At 71.0% G+C, this 19,443-nt stretch carries 19 protein-coding genes and 1 riboswitch; of the genes, 5 read left to right on the top strand and 14 right to left on the bottom strand.

Features of this window, described 5'->3' with window-relative positions; all coding sequences use genetic code 11:
* Positions 1-5 precede the first annotated feature (5 nt).
* The 5 genes from LOY02_RS02555 to LOY02_RS02535 all read right to left on the bottom strand — a co-directional run bounded on the left by LOY02_RS02555 (position 6) and on the right by LOY02_RS02535 (position 5,485).
* Positions 6-1,661: an alpha-amylase family protein gene (locus LOY02_RS02555; protein WP_317180756.1), complete on the bottom strand. Its 1,656-nt coding sequence runs from the start codon at positions 1,659-1,661 to the stop codon at positions 6-8.
* 100 nt (positions 1,662-1,761) lie between these two features.
* Positions 1,762-2,253: an OsmC family protein gene (locus tag LOY02_RS02550; RefSeq protein ID WP_317180755.1), complete on the bottom strand. Its 492-nt coding sequence runs from the start codon at positions 2,251-2,253 to the stop codon at positions 1,762-1,764.
* A 137-nt stretch (positions 2,254-2,390) separates the two neighbouring features.
* Positions 2,391-2,502: riboswitch (SAM riboswitch) on the bottom strand.
* Between the two features lie 250 nt (positions 2,503-2,752).
* Positions 2,753-3,646: an oxygenase MpaB family protein gene (locus LOY02_RS02545; RefSeq protein WP_317180754.1), complete on the bottom strand. Its 894-nt coding sequence runs from the start codon at positions 3,644-3,646 to the stop codon at positions 2,753-2,755.
* Positions 3,647-3,650: 4 nt separating this feature from the next.
* Positions 3,651-5,099: an FAD-dependent oxidoreductase gene (locus LOY02_RS02540; RefSeq protein ID WP_317180753.1), complete on the bottom strand. Its 1,449-nt coding sequence runs from the start codon at positions 5,097-5,099 to the stop codon at positions 3,651-3,653.
* A 113-nt stretch (positions 5,100-5,212) separates the two neighbouring features.
* Positions 5,213-5,485 carry a Rho termination factor gene (locus tag LOY02_RS02535; RefSeq protein ID WP_317180752.1) on the bottom strand — a complete coding sequence of 91 codons (273 nt, stop codon included), beginning with the start codon at positions 5,483-5,485 and terminating at the stop codon, positions 5,213-5,215.
* A 126-nt stretch (positions 5,486-5,611) separates the two neighbouring features.
* On the opposite strand from LOY02_RS02535, the gene LOY02_RS02530 reads away from it, so the two are divergent.
* Positions 5,612-5,863, top strand: coding sequence for a hypothetical protein (locus LOY02_RS02530; protein ID WP_317180751.1), 252 nt, complete (start codon positions 5,612-5,614; stop codon positions 5,861-5,863).
* A 103-nt stretch (positions 5,864-5,966) separates the two neighbouring features.
* On the opposite strand, the gene LOY02_RS02525 is transcribed toward LOY02_RS02530, so the two are convergent.
* Genes LOY02_RS02525 through LOY02_RS02515 form a run of 3 tightly spaced genes read right to left on the bottom strand, consistent with a single transcriptional unit; the run spans position 5,967 to position 8,583 of the window.
* Positions 5,967-6,431 (bottom strand): hemerythrin domain-containing protein, encoded by a 465-nt coding sequence (locus tag LOY02_RS02525; protein ID WP_317180750.1) that lies wholly within the window; start codon positions 6,429-6,431, stop codon positions 5,967-5,969.
* A 48-nt stretch (positions 6,432-6,479) separates the two neighbouring features.
* The gene (locus LOY02_RS02520; protein WP_317180749.1) at positions 6,480-6,941 is read right to left on the bottom strand and encodes an SRPBCC family protein; all 462 of its coding nucleotides are present in this window, start codon (positions 6,939-6,941) and stop codon (positions 6,480-6,482) included.
* 7 nt (positions 6,942-6,948) lie between these two features.
* The gene (locus LOY02_RS02515) at positions 6,949-8,583 is read right to left on the bottom strand and encodes an NAD(P)/FAD-dependent oxidoreductase (protein ID WP_317180748.1); all 1,635 of its coding nucleotides are present in this window, start codon (positions 8,581-8,583) and stop codon (positions 6,949-6,951) included.
* A 188-nt stretch (positions 8,584-8,771) separates the two neighbouring features.
* Between LOY02_RS02515 and LOY02_RS02510 the strand changes: the two genes are divergently transcribed.
* Positions 8,772-9,845 (top strand): NAD-dependent epimerase/dehydratase family protein, encoded by a 1,074-nt coding sequence (locus LOY02_RS02510; RefSeq protein WP_317180747.1) that lies wholly within the window; start codon positions 8,772-8,774, stop codon positions 9,843-9,845.
* 390 nt (positions 9,846-10,235) lie between these two features.
* Here the strand turns inward: LOY02_RS02510 and LOY02_RS02505 are convergent, their stop codons facing one another.
* Positions 10,236-11,273, bottom strand: a complete 1,038-nt coding sequence (locus tag LOY02_RS02505) for a DNA topoisomerase IB (RefSeq protein WP_317180746.1) — start codon at positions 11,271-11,273, stop codon at positions 10,236-10,238.
* Between the two features lie 164 nt (positions 11,274-11,437).
* Here LOY02_RS02505 and LOY02_RS02500 point away from each other — a divergent pair, with 164 nt between their 5' ends.
* Both LOY02_RS02500 and LOY02_RS02495 read left to right on the top strand, forming a co-directional pair.
* A complete protein-coding gene (locus LOY02_RS02500) occupies positions 11,438-12,007 on the top strand; it encodes a hemerythrin domain-containing protein (protein ID WP_317180745.1) in 570 nt (189 codons plus the stop codon).
* A gap of 121 nt (positions 12,008-12,128) precedes the next feature.
* Positions 12,129-15,356: an ATP-binding protein gene (locus LOY02_RS02495; protein WP_317180744.1), complete on the top strand. Its 3,228-nt coding sequence runs from the start codon at positions 12,129-12,131 to the stop codon at positions 15,354-15,356.
* Positions 15,357-15,368: 12 nt separating this feature from the next.
* Here the strand turns inward: LOY02_RS02495 and LOY02_RS02490 are convergent, their stop codons facing one another.
* From LOY02_RS02490 to LOY02_RS02475, 4 genes are all read right to left on the bottom strand, one after another.
* Complete coding sequence (locus tag LOY02_RS02490) at positions 15,369-16,058, bottom strand: DUF6766 family protein (RefSeq protein WP_317180743.1); 690 nt, start codon at positions 16,056-16,058, stop codon at positions 15,369-15,371.
* Between the two features lie 81 nt (positions 16,059-16,139).
* A complete protein-coding gene (locus LOY02_RS02485) occupies positions 16,140-16,583 on the bottom strand; it encodes a hypothetical protein (RefSeq protein WP_317180742.1) in 444 nt (147 codons plus the stop codon).
* A 15-nt stretch (positions 16,584-16,598) separates the two neighbouring features.
* A complete protein-coding gene (locus tag LOY02_RS02480; protein WP_317180741.1) occupies positions 16,599-16,796 on the bottom strand; it encodes a hypothetical protein in 198 nt (65 codons plus the stop codon).
* A 31-nt stretch (positions 16,797-16,827) separates the two neighbouring features.
* Positions 16,828-17,346, bottom strand: a complete 519-nt coding sequence (locus LOY02_RS02475) for a carboxymuconolactone decarboxylase family protein (protein ID WP_317180740.1) — start codon at positions 17,344-17,346, stop codon at positions 16,828-16,830.
* 133 nt (positions 17,347-17,479) lie between these two features.
* On the opposite strand from LOY02_RS02475, the gene LOY02_RS02470 reads away from it, so the two are divergent.
* Complete coding sequence (locus LOY02_RS02470) at positions 17,480-17,998, top strand: DUF2510 domain-containing protein (protein ID WP_317180739.1); 519 nt, start codon at positions 17,480-17,482, stop codon at positions 17,996-17,998.
* Between the two features lie 13 nt (positions 17,999-18,011).
* Here LOY02_RS02470 and LOY02_RS02465 read toward each other — a convergent pair whose 3' ends face one another.
* Complete coding sequence (locus tag LOY02_RS02465) at positions 18,012-19,286, bottom strand: aspartate kinase (RefSeq protein ID WP_317180738.1); 1,275 nt, start codon at positions 19,284-19,286, stop codon at positions 18,012-18,014.
* Positions 19,287-19,443 lie beyond the last annotated feature (157 nt).

Below are 19,443 nucleotides of genomic sequence, written 5' to 3'. Positions count from 1 at the left end.
GACGGTCAGCCGGGCGCCGGGCCATGGGACCGGCGAAGGCGGATCCACCGAAACCCATGGGGAGCCACCTCCAGCTGCGTGGGGTCGAGCTCACCTTCGTACGGGTGATCGGAGAAGACCTCGACCGGGGGTTGGTCGCCGAGCGGCAGGTCGCCGAGCGCCACCTGCTGCGGCTCGGCTGAGAGGTTGTGGACGAACAGCACCACCCCGGTGGAGCCCTCCGCCACGTGCGCCAGGACCGGCGCGGCGGTGCCGTCGATGACGCGGTGCGTTCCGGCGCCGACCTCCTCGCACTCCCGGAGGGTGTGCAGCATTCTCTCGAACCACGTGAGCATGGAGTCGGGCTCGAGCCGCTGGTCGGTGACGTTGACGTCCTTGAAGCCGAAGGGAGGGGCATCCACCACCGGACGCAGCAGTCGATCCGGCGATGCGGTCGAGAAGCCGCCGTTCTCTGTGCCCGACCACTGCATCGGCGTCCGGATCGCGTCACGCTCGGGCAGCTCGAGATCCTCCCCCATACCGATCTCGTCGCCGTAGCGAAGCACCGGAGTCCCCGGCATGGTGAACTGGAGGCTGTAGGCCAGTCGGAGCCGCGCCTCGTCGCCGTCGAGCATGGGCGCGAGCCGCCGCCGGATGCCGCGCTCGTAGAGCTGATGCTCGGGCTCCCGGCCGAACGCCTCGAAGACGTCAGCCCGCTCGTCGGCGGTCAGCTGCGAGAGGTCGACCTCGTCGTGGTTCCGCAGGAAGGTGGCCCACGCCGCGTTCCGCGGCAGCGGGGGAAGACCGGTCAGCGCGTCCTCGATCGCGCTGGCGTCCTTGCGTGCCAACGACAGCATGAGCGCCTCGTTGAGGCGGAAGGCGAAGAGCATGTGGACCCGGCTCGCCGCACCGTCTGCGTCACCGAAGAACTCGAGCAGCTGGTCGTTCGGGACGTGCGCTTCCGCGAGGAAGACCGCGTCACCGCGCAGCCACGACAGCCGGTCGCGCAGCTCGACGAGGAACCCGTGATCTCGGCCGACACCGCCCTCCGCGGTGGTCTTCTCGATGAGGAACGGTGCGCCGTCGAGGCGGAACCCACTGACACCGAGCCGTTCCCAGAAGGTGACGATCTTCTTCATCTCCGAGCGGACCTGCGGGTTGAGGACGTTGAGGTCAGGTTGGAACGAGTAGAAGCGGTGGTGGTACCAGGCGGCGGCCGTCTCGTCGTAGGTCCACGTCGCCTCCTGGATGCCGGGGAAGACCATCCCATGGTCGCGGTTGGGCGGCTCCTCCTCGGACCAGACGTACCAGTCGCGGAAGTGCGAGTCACGGTCGGAGCGGGCCGCCTGGAACCACGGGTGCTGGTCGCTCGTGTGGTTGAGGACGAGGTCGAGCATGACCCGGATGCCGCGCTCGTCGCACTCGGCCATGAACTCCGCGAAGTCGCCGAGATTGCCGAGGGCTGGGTCGACGCCGTAATAGTCGGCGACGTCGTAGCCGCCGTCGCGGAACGGCGAGGGGTGGATCGGGTTGAGCCAGAGGATGCTGACGCCGAGGCGGCTGAGGTGGTCGAGCCGGCTCGTCAGCCCGGTGAAGTCACCGATCCCGTCACCGTTCGAGTCCTGGAAGAGCCGGACGTCCACGCTGTAGATGACGCCGCTGCGGTACCACCGTGCAGTCACGGCACTCCCCTACCCAGCGGGAGCCCACCGACGACGGGCGGCCGTATGCCGCTGGGCCCGGGCTCAGCGGCATACGGCTCCCTTCGCGCCGGATCGCGTCTCAGGCGGCCACGTCGACGACGACCGTGACCGGGACCCCCGCCGTGAGGTTGTCGAGGACGGGGCAGTGGGCCTCGACGGTCTCCCTGAGCTCGACGTAGCGTTCCGCGCTCTCGGGGCCGCGCAGCGTCACCCTCGCCTCGATGCCCTGGAAGCCGGGACGCACGTCGGGGTCGATCCCGAAGAAGCCCCGGATGTCGATGTCCCCCGCGAGCTCGATCTCCACGCCGTCGAGCCGGATCCCGAGCTTCTCCGCCCACACCTGGTAGGTGATGACGTTGCACGCGCCCAACGCCGCGAGCAGGTGGTCGACCGGGTTGGCGCCGAGGTCGGTGCCGCCGAGCGAGGCAGGCTCGTCGATGGTGAACCGGTGGCGGCCCGCATCGACGGACACCTCCGTCGCCGTCCCCGGTCGCAGCGCCGTCCGGATCTGCGGTCGGACGTGGTGCTCACTCGGGATCGTGGTGGACGTGAGCTGTGTCGTCGTGGTCATGGTCTGTCTCCTCTCGTCGGGACGCCCGGTGGCGTCCATGGCGGGAGCGTGGAGAGAGGCCCGGTCGGGACACGAGTCCGCAGACCCCGCCGTCCGGTCTGACGAGTCGTCCCGGACGGCATGGTGCCTCGACCGAGACTCCACGCTTGCGACGGCCTGGTGCCGTCGCCAGGTCCTCACCCGGAGCACCCCGCCGTGGTGGAGGGTTGCTGTCCAGCGAGCCGGGGCTTGGCACTGGAACTCGTGACCTGCGACGAGAGTAGGGGCCCTCGTCGACGGAGCCCACCCGGCGTCCGCCATGTGGGCTCCGGGCCCTGGGAGCCCCTCACTGGAGCGGTGACCGTCGAGTGGCCCCAAAATGCACGCCCCCAAAGTCGAGTGGCCCCAAACGCCGCCCCGCGGGTCACTCAAGTGGCCAATTGTGCGCACCCGCGGGGGTATTTCGGGGCCACTCGACCAACCGCCCCGGTCGAGTGGCCCCGAACGCCGGGACGGTCGCTCACCCGGCGGCGGGAACGTCCGATGGGCGCCGCTCGTCCAGCCCGGAGATGCCCCATCGCACGGCTGCCGTGCCGGCGTGCCCGAGGGGTTGGGCGATGCACCGGGCGAGGCGCTCGGGCAGTGGGATCCCGAGCATGTTTCGGGCCCAGCCCGGCAGGACGGACAGTCCGCCCGAGGCGAGGGTGGCGTACCCCGGCCGCACGAGGATGGGCAGGGGAGGCTCGAGGAGGATGAACCGGGCCGCCTCGCGTGCCGCCGGTGTCGCCTCGAGCTCCGGCCGGTAGGCGTCGAGGGCGCGGCGCAGGTCCGCAACGGTGGCCGGCGCGTCGGTGACGCCGAGCCGCGTGGCGGCGACCGCCGTCTGCGCCACGTACAGGTCGGCCTCCTCGCGGGTCAGCGGTCTCTCCCCGAAGGCCTGGTGGGCCCGGAGGAAGGAGTCGATCTCCGCGACGTGCACCCAGAGGAGCAGATGGGGGTCGCCCGCCCGGTAAGGGCGTCCGCGGTGGTCTCGCCCGCGCACGCGCTCGTGGATCGACCGGACCCGGGCGATGGCCTCCTCGGCGGATGCGGTCGTGCCGAACGTCGTCGTCGCGAGGTAATGGCTCGTGCGCTGCAGCCGACCCCATGGATCGCTCTTGTAGCCGCTGTGTCCGGCGACGCCAGCCATGGCCAGCGGGTGCAGCGACTGCATGAGCAGGGACGCGATGCCGCCCGGGAACATCGCAGCATCGGCGTGGACGCGCCAGATCGGGTCCGCCGGCGTGAACCAACGCTCACCGGTCGCGCCCCAGATCCGCTGCGCATGGATGGCGGCGTCGTCGCCCGCGACGCGGGACCGGAGGGCCCGGCCCAGCCTCCGCTGGACCGCGCGAGACAGGTCGTCGACGTTCATGGCGTCACGGTACGTCCTGGCCCGGCTCGGACCGGTCGGTCCCGCCGACGTCGATCGGTCGGACGGCCGGTCCGGTGAGGACGGCGCCGTCCGAGGCGAAGCGGGAGCCGTGGCAGTGACAGTCCCAGCTCTCCTCGGCCACGTTCCAGCGGAGGCGACAGCCGAGGTGTGAGCACCGCGGCGCGTCTCGGCGCAGCTCACCGGTGACGAGCTCGGCAGCCACCTTGATGTTCCCGGTGACCAGGGTCGGCACGGACCGCACGCCGTCGATCCGGCCGGCGTCGAACACCGGCAGCCACACCGGTTCGCGACCAGCGAGCAGGTCCGTGATCATCAGCCCCGCCGCACTTCCCGCCGCCAGGCCCCACTTGCCGAAGCCGGTTGCGACATAGACGTGCTGGTGGAGCAACGCCCGGCCGACGTAAGGCACCCGGTCGGGCGTCACGTAGTCGTGCGCGCTCCACCGATGCGACACCTCAGCCACGTCGAACGTCTCGCGGGCCCACCGCTCGAGATCGGCATAGCGACCTTCCGTGTCGACATCCGCCCCGACCTCGTGACCACCACCGACCACGATGAGACCGCCGGGCCCGTCCTCCAGCCAGGGGCGGGTAGAGCGCACCGGCTCGTCCACGGAGATCGTCATCTCGCGCGGCGCCTCGCCGCGGAGCCGAACCGCGAGGCCGTAGGACTGGTGCGGCCGGGTCCTCGCGAAGTGGCCGCCGAGGAGGCCGATCGGCAGGAGCGTGGCCACGACCGCGCTCCCGGCCTCGACGGTCCCGCCGTCGGTCTGCACGGTGACCCGTCCGTGCGCCTCCGACACGCGGGTCGCCCGGCTGCTCTCGTGGATGACGCCGCCCGCCGTCACCACCGCGTCCGCGAGCCCGTCGAGATAGCGACGCGGGTGCAGGTGGAGCTGCTCGGTGAAGCGGACGCCGGCGGAGATGGGGAACGGCAGGTCGGAGTCGCTCACGAGGGTCGCAGGCAGGGCGAGCCGCCGGGCCGCCACGGCCTCGTCCTCCATGGACCGGATGGTCTGGGCGTCGTCGGAGGCCGTGTAGACGAGGGCGTCTGCCCGGGTCAGGGAGCAGTCGATGTCATACTCCTCGACGAGGTCGGCCACGAGGTCGATGCCGGCCCGGTTCGCGTCGGCATACTGCCGGGCCCGCTCGACACCGGCCCACTCGACGAGGCGGGCGTGGATCAGGGAGTGCTGGGCCGTCACCTTGCCGGTGGTGTACCCCGTCGTTCCGTCACCGATGCGGCGCGCCTCGAGCACGACGACACGGTGCCCCTCCCGCGCGGCGAGCAGGGCCGTCGTGAGCCCGGTGATACCGGCGCCGATGACCACGACGTCCGCCTCGGCCTCGCCTGCGAGGGGTGTCGCGGGGTTTCTGCGCCGGCCGGGGTCATCGAGCCAGACGCTGCCGTGTCGGCCTGCGAGGTTGCTCATGACGGTGCCTTTCGTCGCGAGGGCGATGCCGTCATCGCCGGCCCGCGCTCAGTCATTCCGCTCAGTGATCCCGCTCAGTGATGCCAGTCGGTGATGCCAGTCAGTGATGCCAGTCAGTGATTCCTGAGGGCCTTGATGAGCTCACCCTTGTTCATCGTCGACCGGCCCTCGATGCCGATCTCACGGGCGCGCTTGAGGAGGCGGTCCTTCGTCCAGTCCTCGTAGTCACCGGAGGACCCGCCCTTGCGCCCGACGGAGCTCCGTGAGGAGTTGGCGGCAGCGTTGGCGATGCGGGCTGCCTTCTCCTTGCTCGCTCCGTCCTCACGGAGGGACTCGTAGAGCTCCTTGTCCTTGACGGACGGACCTGGTCCACGACGACGTGGCATGATCGTTCCCCTTCCCGTATCGACACGACGCCCGTCCTCTACCCATGGCGACGGCTCCGAACCGCCGTTGAAACGGACGACGGAACCTGCGGCGAATGCCGTGACCATGGGCGGGTAAGGACCGGTATGGCCATTTGCGACATGTGCGGGAACGACTACGACAAGACCTTCACGGTCACGCGCGGAGACCGTCAGGGCACCTACGACTCGTTCGAGTGCGCCATCACCGCGTGGGCTCCGGGATGCGCACATTGCGGCTGCCGGATCCTGGGACACGGGATCGAGTCGGAGCACGGCTTCTTCTGCTGCTCCCACTGTGCCCGCGCCGCACTGGGCGCCCAGCGCAGCGACCGCGTCAACGAGTCCACCGGCCGCTGATCACCGACCTGACCGAATTCCTGTGGCGGACGAGCGAGGCGCCCGCGCCGCGATCGCGCGCCACCGGGCACGTCGCTCACGCCCATGAACCGGGTCGGGCGGGTCAGGCGGGCGCCGCTCCTGTCCTCAGCGCCTGCAGGGCCCGTTCTTTCGCGGCGGTGAACTCCTCACCCAGCTCGCTGAGCTGCTGGTTGCTCGCGGCGTCGCTGAAGGAGGGCAGGATCTGCTCCTCTTCCTCCTCGACGTGGTGCCGCACCTCGCCGATCATCGCGGCGATCAGGCCGTCGACACCTGGGGCCTCGGGGTCGGAGGCAAGCAACTGCTCGAGAGTGGCCTCGACGTGGTGGTGCTCCTCGAGCCCGTCATCGACGTCGGACGACTCGTCGGGAACGATCTCCTTGATCGCCGGGTAGACCACCTGCTCCTCGGCCTTCGAGTGCGGCACGAGGAGTTCCTGCACCTGCCGCAGGAGGTCGGGGATCTCGATCGGCTCAGCCTTCTCGAGCTTCTTGAAGACGGCCTCGACCTTCTTGTGGTCTTCCTTGATCAGCGTGATGACACCGGACATGCGTGTTCCCTTCCGGTTGGGGTGATCCGTGGTCTGGCTGCCTCTCCCCTACCCGTTTCCCGGGAGTCGTGACTCGGCAGACCGGCGCTCGGCCAAGTGGGCCAGGCGTCGCAGCGCCTCGGTGTTGCGCGCGTCGAGCAGTGGGTCCTGGACGAGGCGCGGGATGAGCTTGGCGGGGCCGTCCGTCGCCTGCTCCGTCATGACCACTCGAGTGCCGCCCTCCTCGACGGTGCACTCGAGGCGGACCATGCCCTCACCCGTCGGCCAGGCCCGCACCTTGAGCTCGATCGAGCGGGGACGATCGATGGACAGCACCGACGTGGTGTCGTCGAGGAGGAGGGGCCACAGGCCCACGGAGTGATGGATCCGGCTGCCGGGCTCGGGCCAGGTGTCATCCACCTCCCGGATCCGGGCAGCCCCGACGACCCACGAGGCGAAGCTCCACCCGTCGGCGAGCACGTCGAAGACGTCGTCCGGGGTGCAGCGCAGGAAGCGCGACGTGTGGCTCATGCCTACCTCATACCCATCCAGCGGACCCGCCATCGGCACTGATGGCTGCCCGGTCCCTCGAGCTCGGGGTCAGTCGTCGGAGCCGGTCGTGGAGCAGAGCTGCGCGTGCCGCGTTGGAACCGCACGCGCCGTGGACGCCACCACCTGGGTGCGCCGAGGCCGAGGCGAGGTAGAGCCCCCGAATCGGCGTCTCCGCGCGTCCGAGCCCGGGGATGGGCCGCCAGAAGAGCTGCTGGTGGATCGCCGCCGTGCCCCCGTTGAGCGCACCGCCGACGAGGTTCTCGTTCCGGCGCTCGAGCTCTGCCGGCCCGAGCACCCGGCGATCCAGGACGAGGTCCCGGAATCCGGGTGCGTGCTCGGAGATTCGGGATTCGACGCGGTCCGCGACCTCCTCGGCGCGTGCCTCGTCCAGGCCCGCACCCCCGGGACGGTCCTCCGCTGCCACCCGCTGAGGGACGTGCAGATACGCCCAGGCCGACTCGCTCCCCTCAGGTGCCCGGCTCGGGTCGGTTGCGGCCATCTGCCCGATGATGACGAGCCCCCGCTCGGAGACGCGGCCGGCCGCGATCTCGGAGCCCGCCAGCCCGAGGTCGGCGACGCTCTCGGCCAGGTGAACCGTCCCCGGGGTGAGTTCCGGTGCGGACGCCCAGGGAATGGGCGCGCTCAGCGCCCAGTCGATCTTCACCGTCCCGGCATCCCACTCGAATGACCCCATCCGCCTGCGATGGCGTTCCGGCAGCTCGGACCACGGGACGAGCCCACCGAAGAGGGCGGGCGCGCTGACGTCCGCCAGGACCGCGCGACCGGCACCAACGACATCGCCCGTATCGAGCCGCACACCGACAGCCCGACCGGATCTCACGACGACCTCGTCGACGTGCACGCCGGTGTGCACCGTTCCGCCGGCTGTGTCGAGTCGCCTCAGCAGGGCAGCTGTGAGCTGCCCGGCCCCGCCCCTCGGGACCGGGAAGCCGTGGGTCTGCGCGAGCATCGCGAGGAGCAGGCCCATGAGCCCGGAGCCCGGTGAGTCGACAGCAATGTCGGAATGGGCGGCGTTGCCGGCGAGGAGGAGCTTGGGCGCCTCGCCGCCGAACCATTCGTCGCCGAGCCGACGAACCGGCAGCAGCAGCTCACGCAGGAAGGCGAGGCCCCCCATGCGTGGTGCCTTGAGGCCGAGCCGCGCCCCGGACCGAAGCGGAGGGAACGGGCTGAGCAGGGCTCCCACGACGTCGTCCCCGACCCGGTCCCAGAGTGCGCAGGCCCGCAACCAGGCCTCGCCGTCCCCCCCGTGCAGCCCGTCGAGCGCGTCCGCCGTCTCGTCCCGTTGAGGGTGGATGAGGGCCCAGCGACCGCCCGACAGGGGGTGCCCGAGCGCCGACGGCGCGCGCACCCACTCGAGACCGAACCGCTCGAGCTCGAGGCTCCGGATCGTGGGCGACACTGCGGCGAGGGGATAGAAGGAGCTGAAGGTGTCGTGAATCCAGCCGGGTCGAACGCCCTCGTCGCTTCGCACGGCGCCGCCCGGAGTCGGTTGGGCCTCGAGGACGATGACCCGCCACCCCACGTCGGCGAGCAGGTTGGCGGCGACGAGCCCGTTCGGCCCGCTACCGATGACCACGGCGTCGTACGTCGTCCCGTCCACGACTGCCCCCTACCCAGCGGCAGGCGATCGTGCGTTTGGGGCCACTCGACCCTTGAGTGCGACCAGCCGCGTTTGCGGCCACTCGACTGAGGGTGCCGAGCGGACGGGTCGTCGGTCGCCCTGCCGGCCCAGCGGCATACGACCGCACCTGACGTTTGGGACCGTCTGCCCCCGGGGAAGGGGAGGGCATGCGCATCTCCGTCATCGGTGGCACCGGGAACATCGGCACGGCCACCGTCGCCCGCCTCGCGGCGGACGGTCACGACGTCACCGGCGCCGCGAGGCGACTTCCCCGGCCGGGCCGGATGACGACGGCTGCGACGTGGCGTCGGGTCGACGTGACGTCGCAGTCGGCCACCGAGGACCTGGCCGCCCTGCTCGAGGGGTCGGAGGCCTGCGTCTTCGCGGCGTGGGCGATCCAGCCGATGCGCCGCACCGACTACCAGGAGCGTGTGGGCGTGCGCGGCCTGGAGCAGACCATCGCCGCGTGCCGGGCCGCGGGGGTGCGCCACCTCGTCGCCCTCAGCTCGACCGGTGCCTACGCGCCGGGGCGGACGGGGAGACCGGTCGACGAGTCGCACCCGGTGACCGGGAATCCCCTGTGTGCCTACAGCCGGCAGAAGGCGGCAGCCGAGACCGTCCTCGCCGGCGCAGCGAGGGACCCTGCTGTCGCCGAGCAGCTCGTCATCAGCTGGCCGCGTCCCACGCTCGTGGCGCAGGGGAAGGCGGCCGGTTCCCTGGGCCGGGTGGGTGTCGCTCCGCTGATGCCTCGGGCAGTCCTCCCCCACCTGCCTGTGATGCCCGTGGGGCGGAACGCCGAGCTCCAGGTCGTCCACGCGGAGGACGTCGCCGACGCGATCGCGAGGATCATCGAGACCCGGTCGCCCGGACCGTTCAACCTTTCGGCCCCCGACGTCCTCGGTCCTCGGGAGATCGCCGAGCCCCTGGGTGGCCGGCCGCTCCGGCTGCCCTCGGCGCTCCTGCTGCGAGTCACCGACGCCCTCTGGGCCGCGCACCTGTGGCCACTCGACGCCGGGTGGCTGCGCATGGCCGCGGAGGTCCCCCTCGTCGACACCGGTCGCGCCGAACGGGAGCTCGGCTGGCGCGCCCGGCACACCGGTGCCGACGCCTGGCGCGAGCTCGTCGACGCGATGGCCCGGGGCCTCGGAGGCGACACGCCCGCCACCCGACCGCGATCGGTGCGCGACGACGCGCTGCGGCTCGTCACGTCAGGACCCGTGACACGGCGAACCCGCACCTGAACCCCGGGACGCCTCACAACGGGTCGGTAGGCGTCGGCTCGGTCGGCGTCGGCTCGGTCGGGGACGGGTCCTTCGGGGTCGTGTCGGGCGGCGTCGGATCGGGCGGTGCCGGCGTCGGACGCTGGGGAGTGGGATACGGCTCGGGGAAGGGCTGCGGACCCGGGGTCGGGTCGGGTCCCGGGAACGGGCCGGGTGACGGAGGCCCCGGGGTCGGACCCGGGGTCGGACCCGGGGTCGGTCCGGGCTCGGGAGGAGGCATCGGCCGCTCCGGCGGTTCCGGGATCGTGTCCAACCCCGGCACACAGCCCGGTGTGAGCGGGTGGGGCGCCAAGCGCGAGGTTGCATGCATGCTCATGTTCGGCGCCTACCCGCGGGCCCTGCGTCTAACCATCAGGCGAGCAGCCGCACGAGGGCCCGCTCCAGAGCCGCGCGCCCGGTGACCTCCGCCAGGTCGCCCCGACGCAACCGCCTGCGATCTGCGGCAGAAGCCCGGCCGAGCGCCCGGCCGATGGTGCGCCCAGCGGCATACTCGTCGATGACGCGACTGTCGACGTACGAGCGGCGGGCGACGGCGGGGGTGTTGCCGAGGTGCTCGGAGACGAGGGCCAGCACCTCCCGTTCAGCCTTCTTCCGCTCGCGCTCGGAGGTCGGCGGCCCCCCGTTGACGCGGTCGGCGAACGAGGCTGCAGCGAGCAGCGTCGCAGCCCAGGTCCGCAGGTCCTTGACCGTGTACTCGTCACCGACGAGCTCCTTGAAGTCCTTGTTGATCTCCGTGGACGTCAGGTCGCACCACTGTCCGCCCTCGGTGCGGTACTGGAGCAGCCGGTCGCTCGGCCCACGGCTGCGCTTGAGGGACGACACCGCCTTCGCGAGCGCGGGATCGCGGACCTCGGCCTCCCGCTCCAGCCCCGACTTCGCGGGGAAGCAGAACGCGACCACGTCACCCCGGACCGCGACGTGGTCCCTGAGCAGGGTGGCGACGCCGTGGCTGCCGTTCTCGCTCTCGTACTCCTCGCCGCCGGTCCGGAAGAGACCTGCATCGAGCAGCCTCAGCGCCACCGCGCCGACCCGCTCCCGACCCAACCCTGCCCGGCGCAGGCGCCTGCTGACCTCCGCGCGCGCCTCAGGCAGTCGACGGGCCAGGCCGACCACCCTCTCGTGCTTGACCCGGCCGCGGCTCTCGTGCCATGCCGGGTGGTAGAGGTACTGTCGGCGCCCCGCAGCGTCGGTCCCGACGGCCTGGATGTGACCGTTGGGCCACGGGCAGACCCACACGTCCTCCCACGCCGGCGGGATGACGAGCGACTGGATCCGCTCCTTCGTGGCCGCGTCAACAGCCCGACCCTCGGCATCGACGTAGGCGAAGCCCGTGCCGCGCCGCACGCGCCGCAGCCCCGGCTTCGCGGGATCACTCCTCCTGAGCCGCATCGCTCGCCTCCTTGACGGTGCGCTCACCGGCCGCGTTCTCCGCCCGCCCCTCGCAGCGGGACCGCGGTGTGAGCCAGCGCACCGGCGCCGGTGCGTGACGAACGATTACCCAGTCAGGGCGTGGGTACCTCACTTCTGACGTCACACGCCACCTCGAGGAGAGCATGTCCGCCCCCCAACACCTGCTCCGTGTGCTGCGTCGCCAGCACGCGCGCATCGCCTCGCTACTCTCGCGAGTCACGGAGACCGAAGGGTCGGCCCGCAGAGCCGCGGTTGCGGAGCTGCTGCACTATGTCGCACTGCACGAGTCCGCTGAGCAGACCTTCATGCACCCCGTCGGCCTCCAGGCCGTCGGGGACCGCGCCGCCGTGCAGGGCCGGGTCGTCGAGGAGCGCGAGATCGAGGCGGTCATCACCAACCTCGAGGGGCTCGACCCGGACTCGATGGACTTCATGATCTACTTCGGCCTGCTGGAGGAGGCCCTCGGTGGCCACACCCGCGCCGAGGAGGAGGTCGAGGCTCGGCTCCTCGAACAGGCCGTCCCGGGCGAACAGCTCGAGACGATCTCCCACGACCTCGCTCTCGTCGACGTGTGGATGGACCCCGCCACTCGCTCGATCGGCGGATCCGCCGCACGGTTGCCCTGGCGTCCGGGCAACACGGACGGGGCACGGTTCGGTGAGCTGCGCCGCCGGAGCCTCGAGGCCTTCGAGGCAGTCGCCCGGATCCGCTGACACCAGCCGTGGGAGCGGCAAGACTGGACTTGCCACGGGCGCGTGTCCGTGTCAAGGTTCGCGAAAGGCGAACCCGGTGGAGAGGACCGCCGACATGTCGCCACCAGCGAAGGCACGCACCATGACGGCTCCAACGCGTTTGCCGGGACCCGACCTCAGCCCGGAGCATCCCGGTGAGCTCGGCGCCCGGTTTGCCGCGCACGACTGGTCCCTCACCCCGCTGGGTCCGATCTCCGAGTGGCAGCAGAGCCTGCGGACCGCGGTGAGCATCTGTCTGACGTCGCGTTTCCCCATCCTCATCTGGTGGGGGCCGCAGCACACCATGATCTACAACGACGGTTACCGACCGATGCTCGGGGCCAAGCATCCCAAGGCCCTAGGGTCCCCCGGCCACGAGGTCTGGCCCGAGATCTGGGATGTCACCGCCCCGCTGCTCGATACCGTCATGACCACCGGGGCGGCAACGTGGTCCCGGGACGAGCGCCTGCTCCTCGATCGCAACGGCTACCTCGAGGAGTGCTACTTCACCTACTCGCACAGCCCCATCACGACGGACGCCGGAGACATCGGCGGCGTCTTCACGACCGTCACCGAGACGACCGAGCACGTCCTCAGCGAGCGGAGGCTGGGCACACTCGGCGTGCTGTCGCGTCGTCTCGGCGAGGCCACCGATGCCGGGCACGTCCGCCGCCTCGCCGCCGACGTGCTCGGCTCCAACCCGCAGGACCACCCGCTCGTCGCGATGGTGGATGCGCACAACCTGCCCGACGACCCGCGTGACCTCGACGTCCCGGAAGACCTTCGTGGCGATGTCCTCGCCGCCGCGACCGAGGCTGCGACGGAGCGGCGCCAGATCCATCGCGCCCTGCCCTCGCCGATTCCGATGAGCGATGCCCCGGACGCGCTGGCGGTCGACGGGCTGCACGCCCTGCCCATCACCCTGCCCACCGACGAGGCGATGTCCGCTGTGCTCGTCATCGGCCGGTCGGCACACCGGCGGTGGGATCCGGCGCTCGCGACCTACCTCGCACTCTGCATCACGCACCTCGGGACCGCGCTCAGCGGCATCCGGGAGCTCGACTCCGAGCGGCAGCGAGCGGAGACGCTCGAGGCGCTCGACATCGCCAAGAGCGCCTTCTTCACCAACATCAGCCATGAGCTGCGCACGCCCTTGACCCTCATCAGCGGCCCGCTCGCCGAAGCCGTGGCCGACCGCAGCCTGACCGCGGACCAGCGCGAGCGGCTCGAGCTCGCCCAACGCAACGCGGTGCGACTCGCGCGCATGGTCGACGCCATGCTCGACTTCGGGCGGATGGCGGCGAGCAAGGTGCAACCGCAGGTCGAGCCGCTCGACGTCACGAGACAGACGCGTGCCATGGCGGACTCCTTCGCCGGGGCCTTCCGGCGGGCCGGGCTGGAGTTCGTCGCCGAGTGCCCGCAGACCGATCGGCCCGCCCATCTCGACCGCGACATGTACGAGCGCATCGTTCTCAACCTGCTGAGCAACGCGTTGAAGTACACCCCTGCAGGCCGGGTCACCCTGCGGCTGGAGCCGGGCCCCGACGGCTTCACCGTCTCGGTCACCGACACCGGGATCGGGATCCGGAAGCGCGACATCCCCCGCGTGTTCCAGCGCTTCGAGCAGCTGCCCCGCCCCGGCAAGGCCCGCTCCCACGAAGGGGCGGGCATCGGCCTGGCCATGGTCAAGCAGCTGACCGAGCTCATGGGCGGCACCGTCGAGGTGGAGTCGGCCCTCGGGCGCGGTTCGACGTTCACGATCCGGTTGCCGTGGGGCGAGCCGCCGACCGTGCCCGTCGGAGGGCACTCGATCACGCCGCGCCACGTCGATGCCTTCCTTGCCGAGACGGAGGGATGGGACCTGCCGTATGCCGCTGAGCCGGCTCCCGAGCAGAAGGTTCCGGAGGAGGTGGCGGAGGCCCCGACCGGCGACCGGCCTCGGCTGCTCATCGCGGAGGACAACTCCGACATGCGGACCTACCTCCGGTCCGCCCTGTCCGGCGACTACGACGTCGAGGTCGTGCCCGACGGCACGGCCGCCCTCAAACGGTGTCTGGTGTCGCGGCCGGACCTCGTGCTCGCCGACGCGATGATGCCCGGGCTCGACGGTTTCGCTCTCACCCGGGCGATCCGCAAGGACGTCAACTTGCGCCACGTCCCCGTCCTCATCCTCTCTGCGCGCGCCGGTGAGCGCGACACGGAGGAGGGCCTGACGTCCGGTGCCGACGACTACGTCTCGAAGCCGTTCTCCCTCGCGGAGCTCAAGGCCCGCCTGGGGAGCAACCTCGAGCGGTCCCGGGCTCGGCTCCGCGATGCCTCGTGGCGCCGCGCGGTCATGGAGTCCTTCCAGGACGCGATCCTCATCACGGACACGACCGGTCACGTCGTCGAGGTCAACGAGGCGTTCACCCAGCTTCTCGGCTACTCGCCGGTCGACGGGCCGCTCGAGCTCCCCCACCCCTGGTGGCCGGCTGCGACCGACTCGGACGTCGGCCCGGATGGGATGACGGATCGCGAGCGCGTGGAGCAGGCCACGAGCACGGCCCTGCGTGGCGAGACGATCGACGGGTGCGAGTGCCGCCTCGTGACCAGGGACGATCGCGACGTGTGGGTGCGGGTCAGCACCCGCCAGGTCGAGGGCGTCGGTGACCAGCCGGACTACGTCGTCATGACGATGCAGGACGTGACCCGTGAGCACGCAGCGAGGACCCGTCGCCAGGCCGCCGCCGAGCTCAGCGCGGAGTTCGGGAGCGCCGCGGACCTGACGCAGGTGCTCGAGTCCGCAGTGACGGGTTTCGCGGAGCTCTTCGACGGCGACTCGACGGTGCGGGCCTTGGCGGGGGCGGAGGACCACGTGTTCACGGCTGCCGGTCCGGTCCACCGCGCCGACCTCGACGACGCGCTCTGGGAGGCCCTGACGACAGAGGACCCCGAGGCGCCGGACCCGACCGAGCGCGTGGCCGGTCTGCTCATCTCTCCCCAGAACCACCCGTCCTCGGAGTGCCGGGTGTGGGTGCAGTTCCGGCGTCCACGCCTCGTCACCACCGACGAGCGCATCGTCGGTGACCTGCTCGGCCAGGCCTTCGCCCTCGCGGTCGACCGGGTCGTGGCCGCCACCTCCTTCGCCGACCGGGAGTCCCACCTGGCCAAGGCCATCGAGAGCCACCGGCTGATCGGCCAGGCCATCGGGATCCTCATCGAGCGCCACCGGGTGACGCCGGCCGAGGCGTTCACCATGCTGAAGAAGGCCTCCCAGGACCGCAACATCAAGCTGCGCGAGATCGCGGCGCGGGTCATCGAGACCGGGGCCGAGCCGGGCGACGCGGACTGACCGGCGTCGCGCTCACTCGTCCGCCGTCGTCTCGTCGTGCGGCATGCCCACCGGCTTCGACTCCGGGGAGCCTCGCTCGCGCAGGTAGATCGAGAAGATCGCCATGCTGGCGATGGCGAGCATCTCGGACTGCCAGTTCTGGAAGGTCCGGCCCCAGAAGTCCGGTGAGGCGAGGTACTGGCTGAGCCCCAGCGGCTCGAGCAGGTCGTGCATCCGTTCCTCGTTGTGGGCGACCCGACCCGCAACCGCCTGTGCGGTCCATGCGAGCACGAAGATGGTGGTCATCACGATGAGGAGCGAGTGGGAGTAGACCCACGTCCGCCACCCACCGGCACGCGCCCAGGCCGGCGAGTCCGCACGGACATACCGCCCGACGAGCTGCTTCTTGTCCGACTCGCGGCCCTCCTCTCCTGGCTTCTTCGACTCGGACGAGCCGCGCTGCACGAGCCAGACGGTGAGGAAGATGAAGACGGTGAACTGCAGGTACTCCGACTGCCAGTTCTCGGCGACGTCCACGGCGAACCGCGAGGAGGTGAGGTAACGCCAGAGCGAGATCTCCTGGAGCCCGGCGGTCCGGGCCTCCTCGTTGTAGCCCGCGACGCCGGAGACGGCCTGGCCGACGAGGCTAACGACGAGCAGGAGCAGGAAGGCCAGGGAGAGGGCGTTGTCTTTGAGGAAGCCCCGCTGTCGCTGCCCGGTCATCGCTGCAGGACCCCCCAGGCGATCTGCACGAACAGGCCGACCGTGATGAACGCGATGAGGACCCAGAACATCGCACGCACGTCAGTCTCCCTGCACTGCGCAGTCGTACGGTTCCGCCTGGTCGTCCGACCGGCGCTCGCACCCTGCGGCGAGGACCTTCCACCCGTCGTCGAAGAGGGACAGGAAGACCGTCTGGCGGCCGACGGTCACCCGGGCGGTGTGGCCCGCGACCTCGGCCGACAGCTCGGAGGCGGCGGGAGACCCGAGGGACAGTCCCGCGGACTGGAGGCCCGCGGCACAGTCGCCGCCGCCCTCCTCGGCTACCTTCTCCACAGTGGGCGGTGCGAGGAGGTCGCAAGCGGCGCCGGGATCCTCCGACACGACGTCGAGGAACCGCGCCGCCGCCGCGCTCGCTGCCTCCGACTCCGGCGAGCCACACCCGGCGATCGCGACCGCCAGGGGCGCGGAGAGCACGAGCACACCGAGCCTGCCCAGCGGCATACGGTCACGCCTGAGCGTGGGCATGCGCGTCGGGACCGCTCAGGCCGTCTGCTCGGAGGAGTGCCCCTCCGAGTCAGTGTCCGGCTCGGTCGCCGGGCCGCTTCGTCGCTCCGCCTCGATCTCGATGACCAGGTCGGGGACGACGACCTCCTCCTGGCCCGGTGGGGTCGGTGGGTCGGGCGTCACCGGAGGGAAGACGCGGCCGTCAGGCAGCAGGCGCGGTTCTTGAGGGATCATGCCCTCTCATCTACCCAGCGCGAGTCCGCGGTCACTGCTCCACCGTCACGGGCACGGACCCGTCGCGCAGCGCCGGCTCCCACGGCCGCGCCGCGATGCCGATCGCGTTCCACGCATTGATGGTGACGATGAGGGCCAGCAGGGCCCCGACCTCCGCCTCGGAGAAGTGCTCGGCCACAGCGGCGTACTCCTCGGCCGGGACCTTGGTCTGCGCGGCAAGGGTGACGCACTCGGTGAACTGCAGGGCAGCCCGCTCCCGCACGGTGAAGAAGGTCGACTCGCGCCAGACCGCCACAGCGAGGACGCGTTGGAGCGGCTCCCCGGCAGCCAGGGCTTCGGTGCTGTGGGTGTCGACGCAGTAGGAGCAGCCGTTGAGCTGCGAGGCCCGCAGGCGGACCAGCTCGCGCAGCCCGGCGGGGAAGCCGGTGCGGTCGAGCTCGCGGTTCGTGGTCGTGTCGAGGTGGTTCATCGCCTTGCTGAAGTCGGGCACGACGGCGTCGACGTCGAGGCGGACGGGAATGCTGTGGAGGGGGTGAGTCGTCGTTGTCATGGGAGGACCGTACGCGACGAAACGGCCCACTCGGATGAGCCAATACAGCCCATACCTACCGGTCCACGTGACGCGTCACCTAGGCTCGAGACAGCGGCTCGAGACAGCACCGGGAGAGAGCGAGGAGACCTCGATGGCGGAGCAGCCCCCACCACCGGCCGGGTGGTATCCGGTCGGTGACAGCGAGCGCTTCTGGGACGGTCAGTCGTGGACCAGCCACGTCCGCGCGCCGGCCGCACCGACCACCGGTCCTCCCGCGGCGGTGGACGCGCACGGGCTGAGTCACCGACCCGCCCCGAGCGAGGGCTTCTGGCCCCCGCCCCAGCCGCACTCGGCCGTGCCGGCCGGCCTCTACCAGCGACCCCCAGGTGCGCTTCCCGTCGGAGGGCCCTTCGTGACACCCTACGGTTACGTCACGCCGAAGAACCCCGGACTGTCCCTGCTCGCCTCGTTCTTCGTGCCCGGCCTCGGCTCGATCATCAACGGCGATGTCGCGCGCGGCATCGTCATCATGGTCGGCTACCTCGTGAGCTGGCTGCTCGTCATCCTCGTCGTCGGGCTGTTCGGCGTGTTCGGCTTCTGGGTCTGGGGACTGGTCGACGCGTACCAGGGCGCGCGACTCTGGAACGCCCGGCACGGCATCGTCAGCTAGGGTCCGGCGCGGGTCAGCGGCCGGTGCCGCCGTAGACGATGGCCTCGCCCTCGGTCGAGTCGAGCCCGAACGCGGTGTGGACCGCACCCACTGCCTCGTCGAGCTGGTCGGCGCGGGTCACGGCGGAGACCCGGATCTCGGAGGTCGAGATCATCTCGATGTTGATGCCGGCGTCGGCGAGCGCACCGAAGAACCGTGCGGAGACGCCCGGGTGGGACTTCATGCCCGCGCCGACGAGCGAGATCTTGCCGATCTTGTCGTCGAGGAGGAGGTCCTCGTACTCGACGTCCTGCTTGATGCCCTGGAGCACCTGGATCGCCTTGGGCCCGTCGCCCTGCGGCAGGGTGAAGGAGATGTCGGTCCGGTGCGTCTCCATCGCCGAGACGTTCTGGACGATCATGTCGATGTTGATCCCGGCGTCGGCGATGGCCTGGAAGACCTTGGCCGCGATGCCGACCCGGTCGGGGACGCCGACGATGGTGACCTTGGCCTCGCTGCGGTCGTGGGCGATGCCGGCGATGATCGGAGCTTCCACAGCGCCTTCTCCTTCGTAGGGGTTGTCCTTGATCCACGTGCCCGGCTTCTGCGACCAGGAGGAGCGGACGTGGATGGGGATGCCGTAGCGCCGGGCGTACTCGACACAGCGCAGGTGCAGGATCCTCGAGCCGTTCGCGGCCAGGTCGAGCATCTCCTCGAGGGAGAGGACGCCGAGCTTGCGGGCACTCGGGAGGACGCGCGGGTCGGCGGTGAAGACGCCGTCGACGTCGGTGTAGATCTCGCAGACGTCGGCCCCCAGGGCGGCAGCCAGGGCGACCGCGGTCGTGTCCGAGCCGCCGCGGCCGAGCGTCGTGATGTCCTTGGTGGTCTGGCTGACTCCCTGGAAGCCGGCGACGATGGCGATGTGCCCGGCGTCGAGGGCGCTCTGGATCCGGCCGGGCGTGACGTCGATGATCCGCGCGGCGCCGTGGGCGTCGTCGGTGATGACCCCGGCCTGGCTGCCCGTGAACGACCTGGCCTCGGCGCCGAGCTGCGCGATCGCCATGGCGACGAGCGCCATGGAGATCCGCTCCCCCGCGGTGAGGAGCATGTCGAGCTCCCGGGCGGGCGGGGTGGGGGTGACCTGCTCCGCGAGGTCGAGCAGCTCGTCGGTGGAGTCGCCCATGGCCGAGACGACGACGCACACCGAGTTGCCCGCCCGCTGCGTCTCCACGATGCGGCGGGCGACCCGTTTGATCGACTCGGCGTCGGCGACGGACGAGCCGCCGTACTTCTGGACGACGATGCTCACATGTGGCTCCCGGTTGACGCTGTGGGAATCGCAGTCTACGGCCGGGCCTCAGGCGTCCACGATGCCGTCGCCATCCTGAGACGGCGGCTGCGCTGGCGGCCAGACCGGGGGCGGCGCTGGGGGCCAGGTCGCCGCCGGGCCGGCGGGCTCGCACTGG

Source organism: Intrasporangium sp. (genome assembly GCF_032907665.1).
Taxonomy (GTDB): Bacteria; Actinomycetota; Actinomycetes; order Actinomycetales; family Dermatophilaceae; genus Intrasporangium.
The sequence above is the reverse complement of the archived record's forward strand: the minus strand, read 5'-3'. Positions and strand labels throughout refer to the sequence as shown.

Coding starts and splice junctions, on each gene's coding strand:
- LOY02_RS02480 (WP_317180741.1), bottom strand. CDS start 16,796: ATGATCCCTCAAGAACCGCGCCTGCTGCCTGACGGCCGCGTCTTCCCT.
- LOY02_RS02545 (WP_317180754.1), bottom strand. CDS start 3,646: ATGAACGTCGACGACCTGTCTCGCGCGGTCCAGCGGAGGCTGGGCCGG.
- LOY02_RS02535 (WP_317180752.1), bottom strand. CDS start 5,485: ATGCCACGTCGTCGTGGACCAGGTCCGTCCGTCAAGGACAAGGAGCTC.
- LOY02_RS02475 (WP_317180740.1), bottom strand. CDS start 17,346: ATGACAACGACGACTCACCCCCTCCACAGCATTCCCGTCCGCCTCGAC.
- LOY02_RS02550 (WP_317180755.1), bottom strand. CDS start 2,253: ATGACCACGACGACACAGCTCACGTCCACCACGATCCCGAGTGAGCAC.
- LOY02_RS02505 (WP_317180746.1), bottom strand. CDS start 11,273: ATGCGGCTCAGGAGGAGTGATCCCGCGAAGCCGGGGCTGCGGCGCGTG.
- LOY02_RS02495 (WP_317180744.1), top strand. CDS start 12,129: ATGACGGCTCCAACGCGTTTGCCGGGACCCGACCTCAGCCCGGAGCAT.
- LOY02_RS02470 (WP_317180739.1), top strand. CDS start 17,480: ATGGCGGAGCAGCCCCCACCACCGGCCGGGTGGTATCCGGTCGGTGAC.
- LOY02_RS02540 (WP_317180753.1), bottom strand. CDS start 5,099: ATGAGCAACCTCGCAGGCCGACACGGCAGCGTCTGGCTCGATGACCCC.
- LOY02_RS02530 (WP_317180751.1), top strand. CDS start 5,612: ATGGCCATTTGCGACATGTGCGGGAACGACTACGACAAGACCTTCACG.
- LOY02_RS02500 (WP_317180745.1), top strand. CDS start 11,438: ATGTCCGCCCCCCAACACCTGCTCCGTGTGCTGCGTCGCCAGCACGCG.
- LOY02_RS02510 (WP_317180747.1), top strand. CDS start 8,772: ATGCGCATCTCCGTCATCGGTGGCACCGGGAACATCGGCACGGCCACC.
- LOY02_RS02525 (WP_317180750.1), bottom strand. CDS start 6,431: ATGTCCGGTGTCATCACGCTGATCAAGGAAGACCACAAGAAGGTCGAG.
- LOY02_RS02485 (WP_317180742.1), bottom strand. CDS start 16,583: ATGCCCACGCTCAGGCGTGACCGTATGCCGCTGGGCAGGCTCGGTGTG.
- LOY02_RS02490 (WP_317180743.1), bottom strand. CDS start 16,058: ATGACCGGGCAGCGACAGCGGGGCTTCCTCAAAGACAACGCCCTCTCC.
- LOY02_RS02520 (WP_317180749.1), bottom strand. CDS start 6,941: ATGAGCCACACGTCGCGCTTCCTGCGCTGCACCCCGGACGACGTCTTC.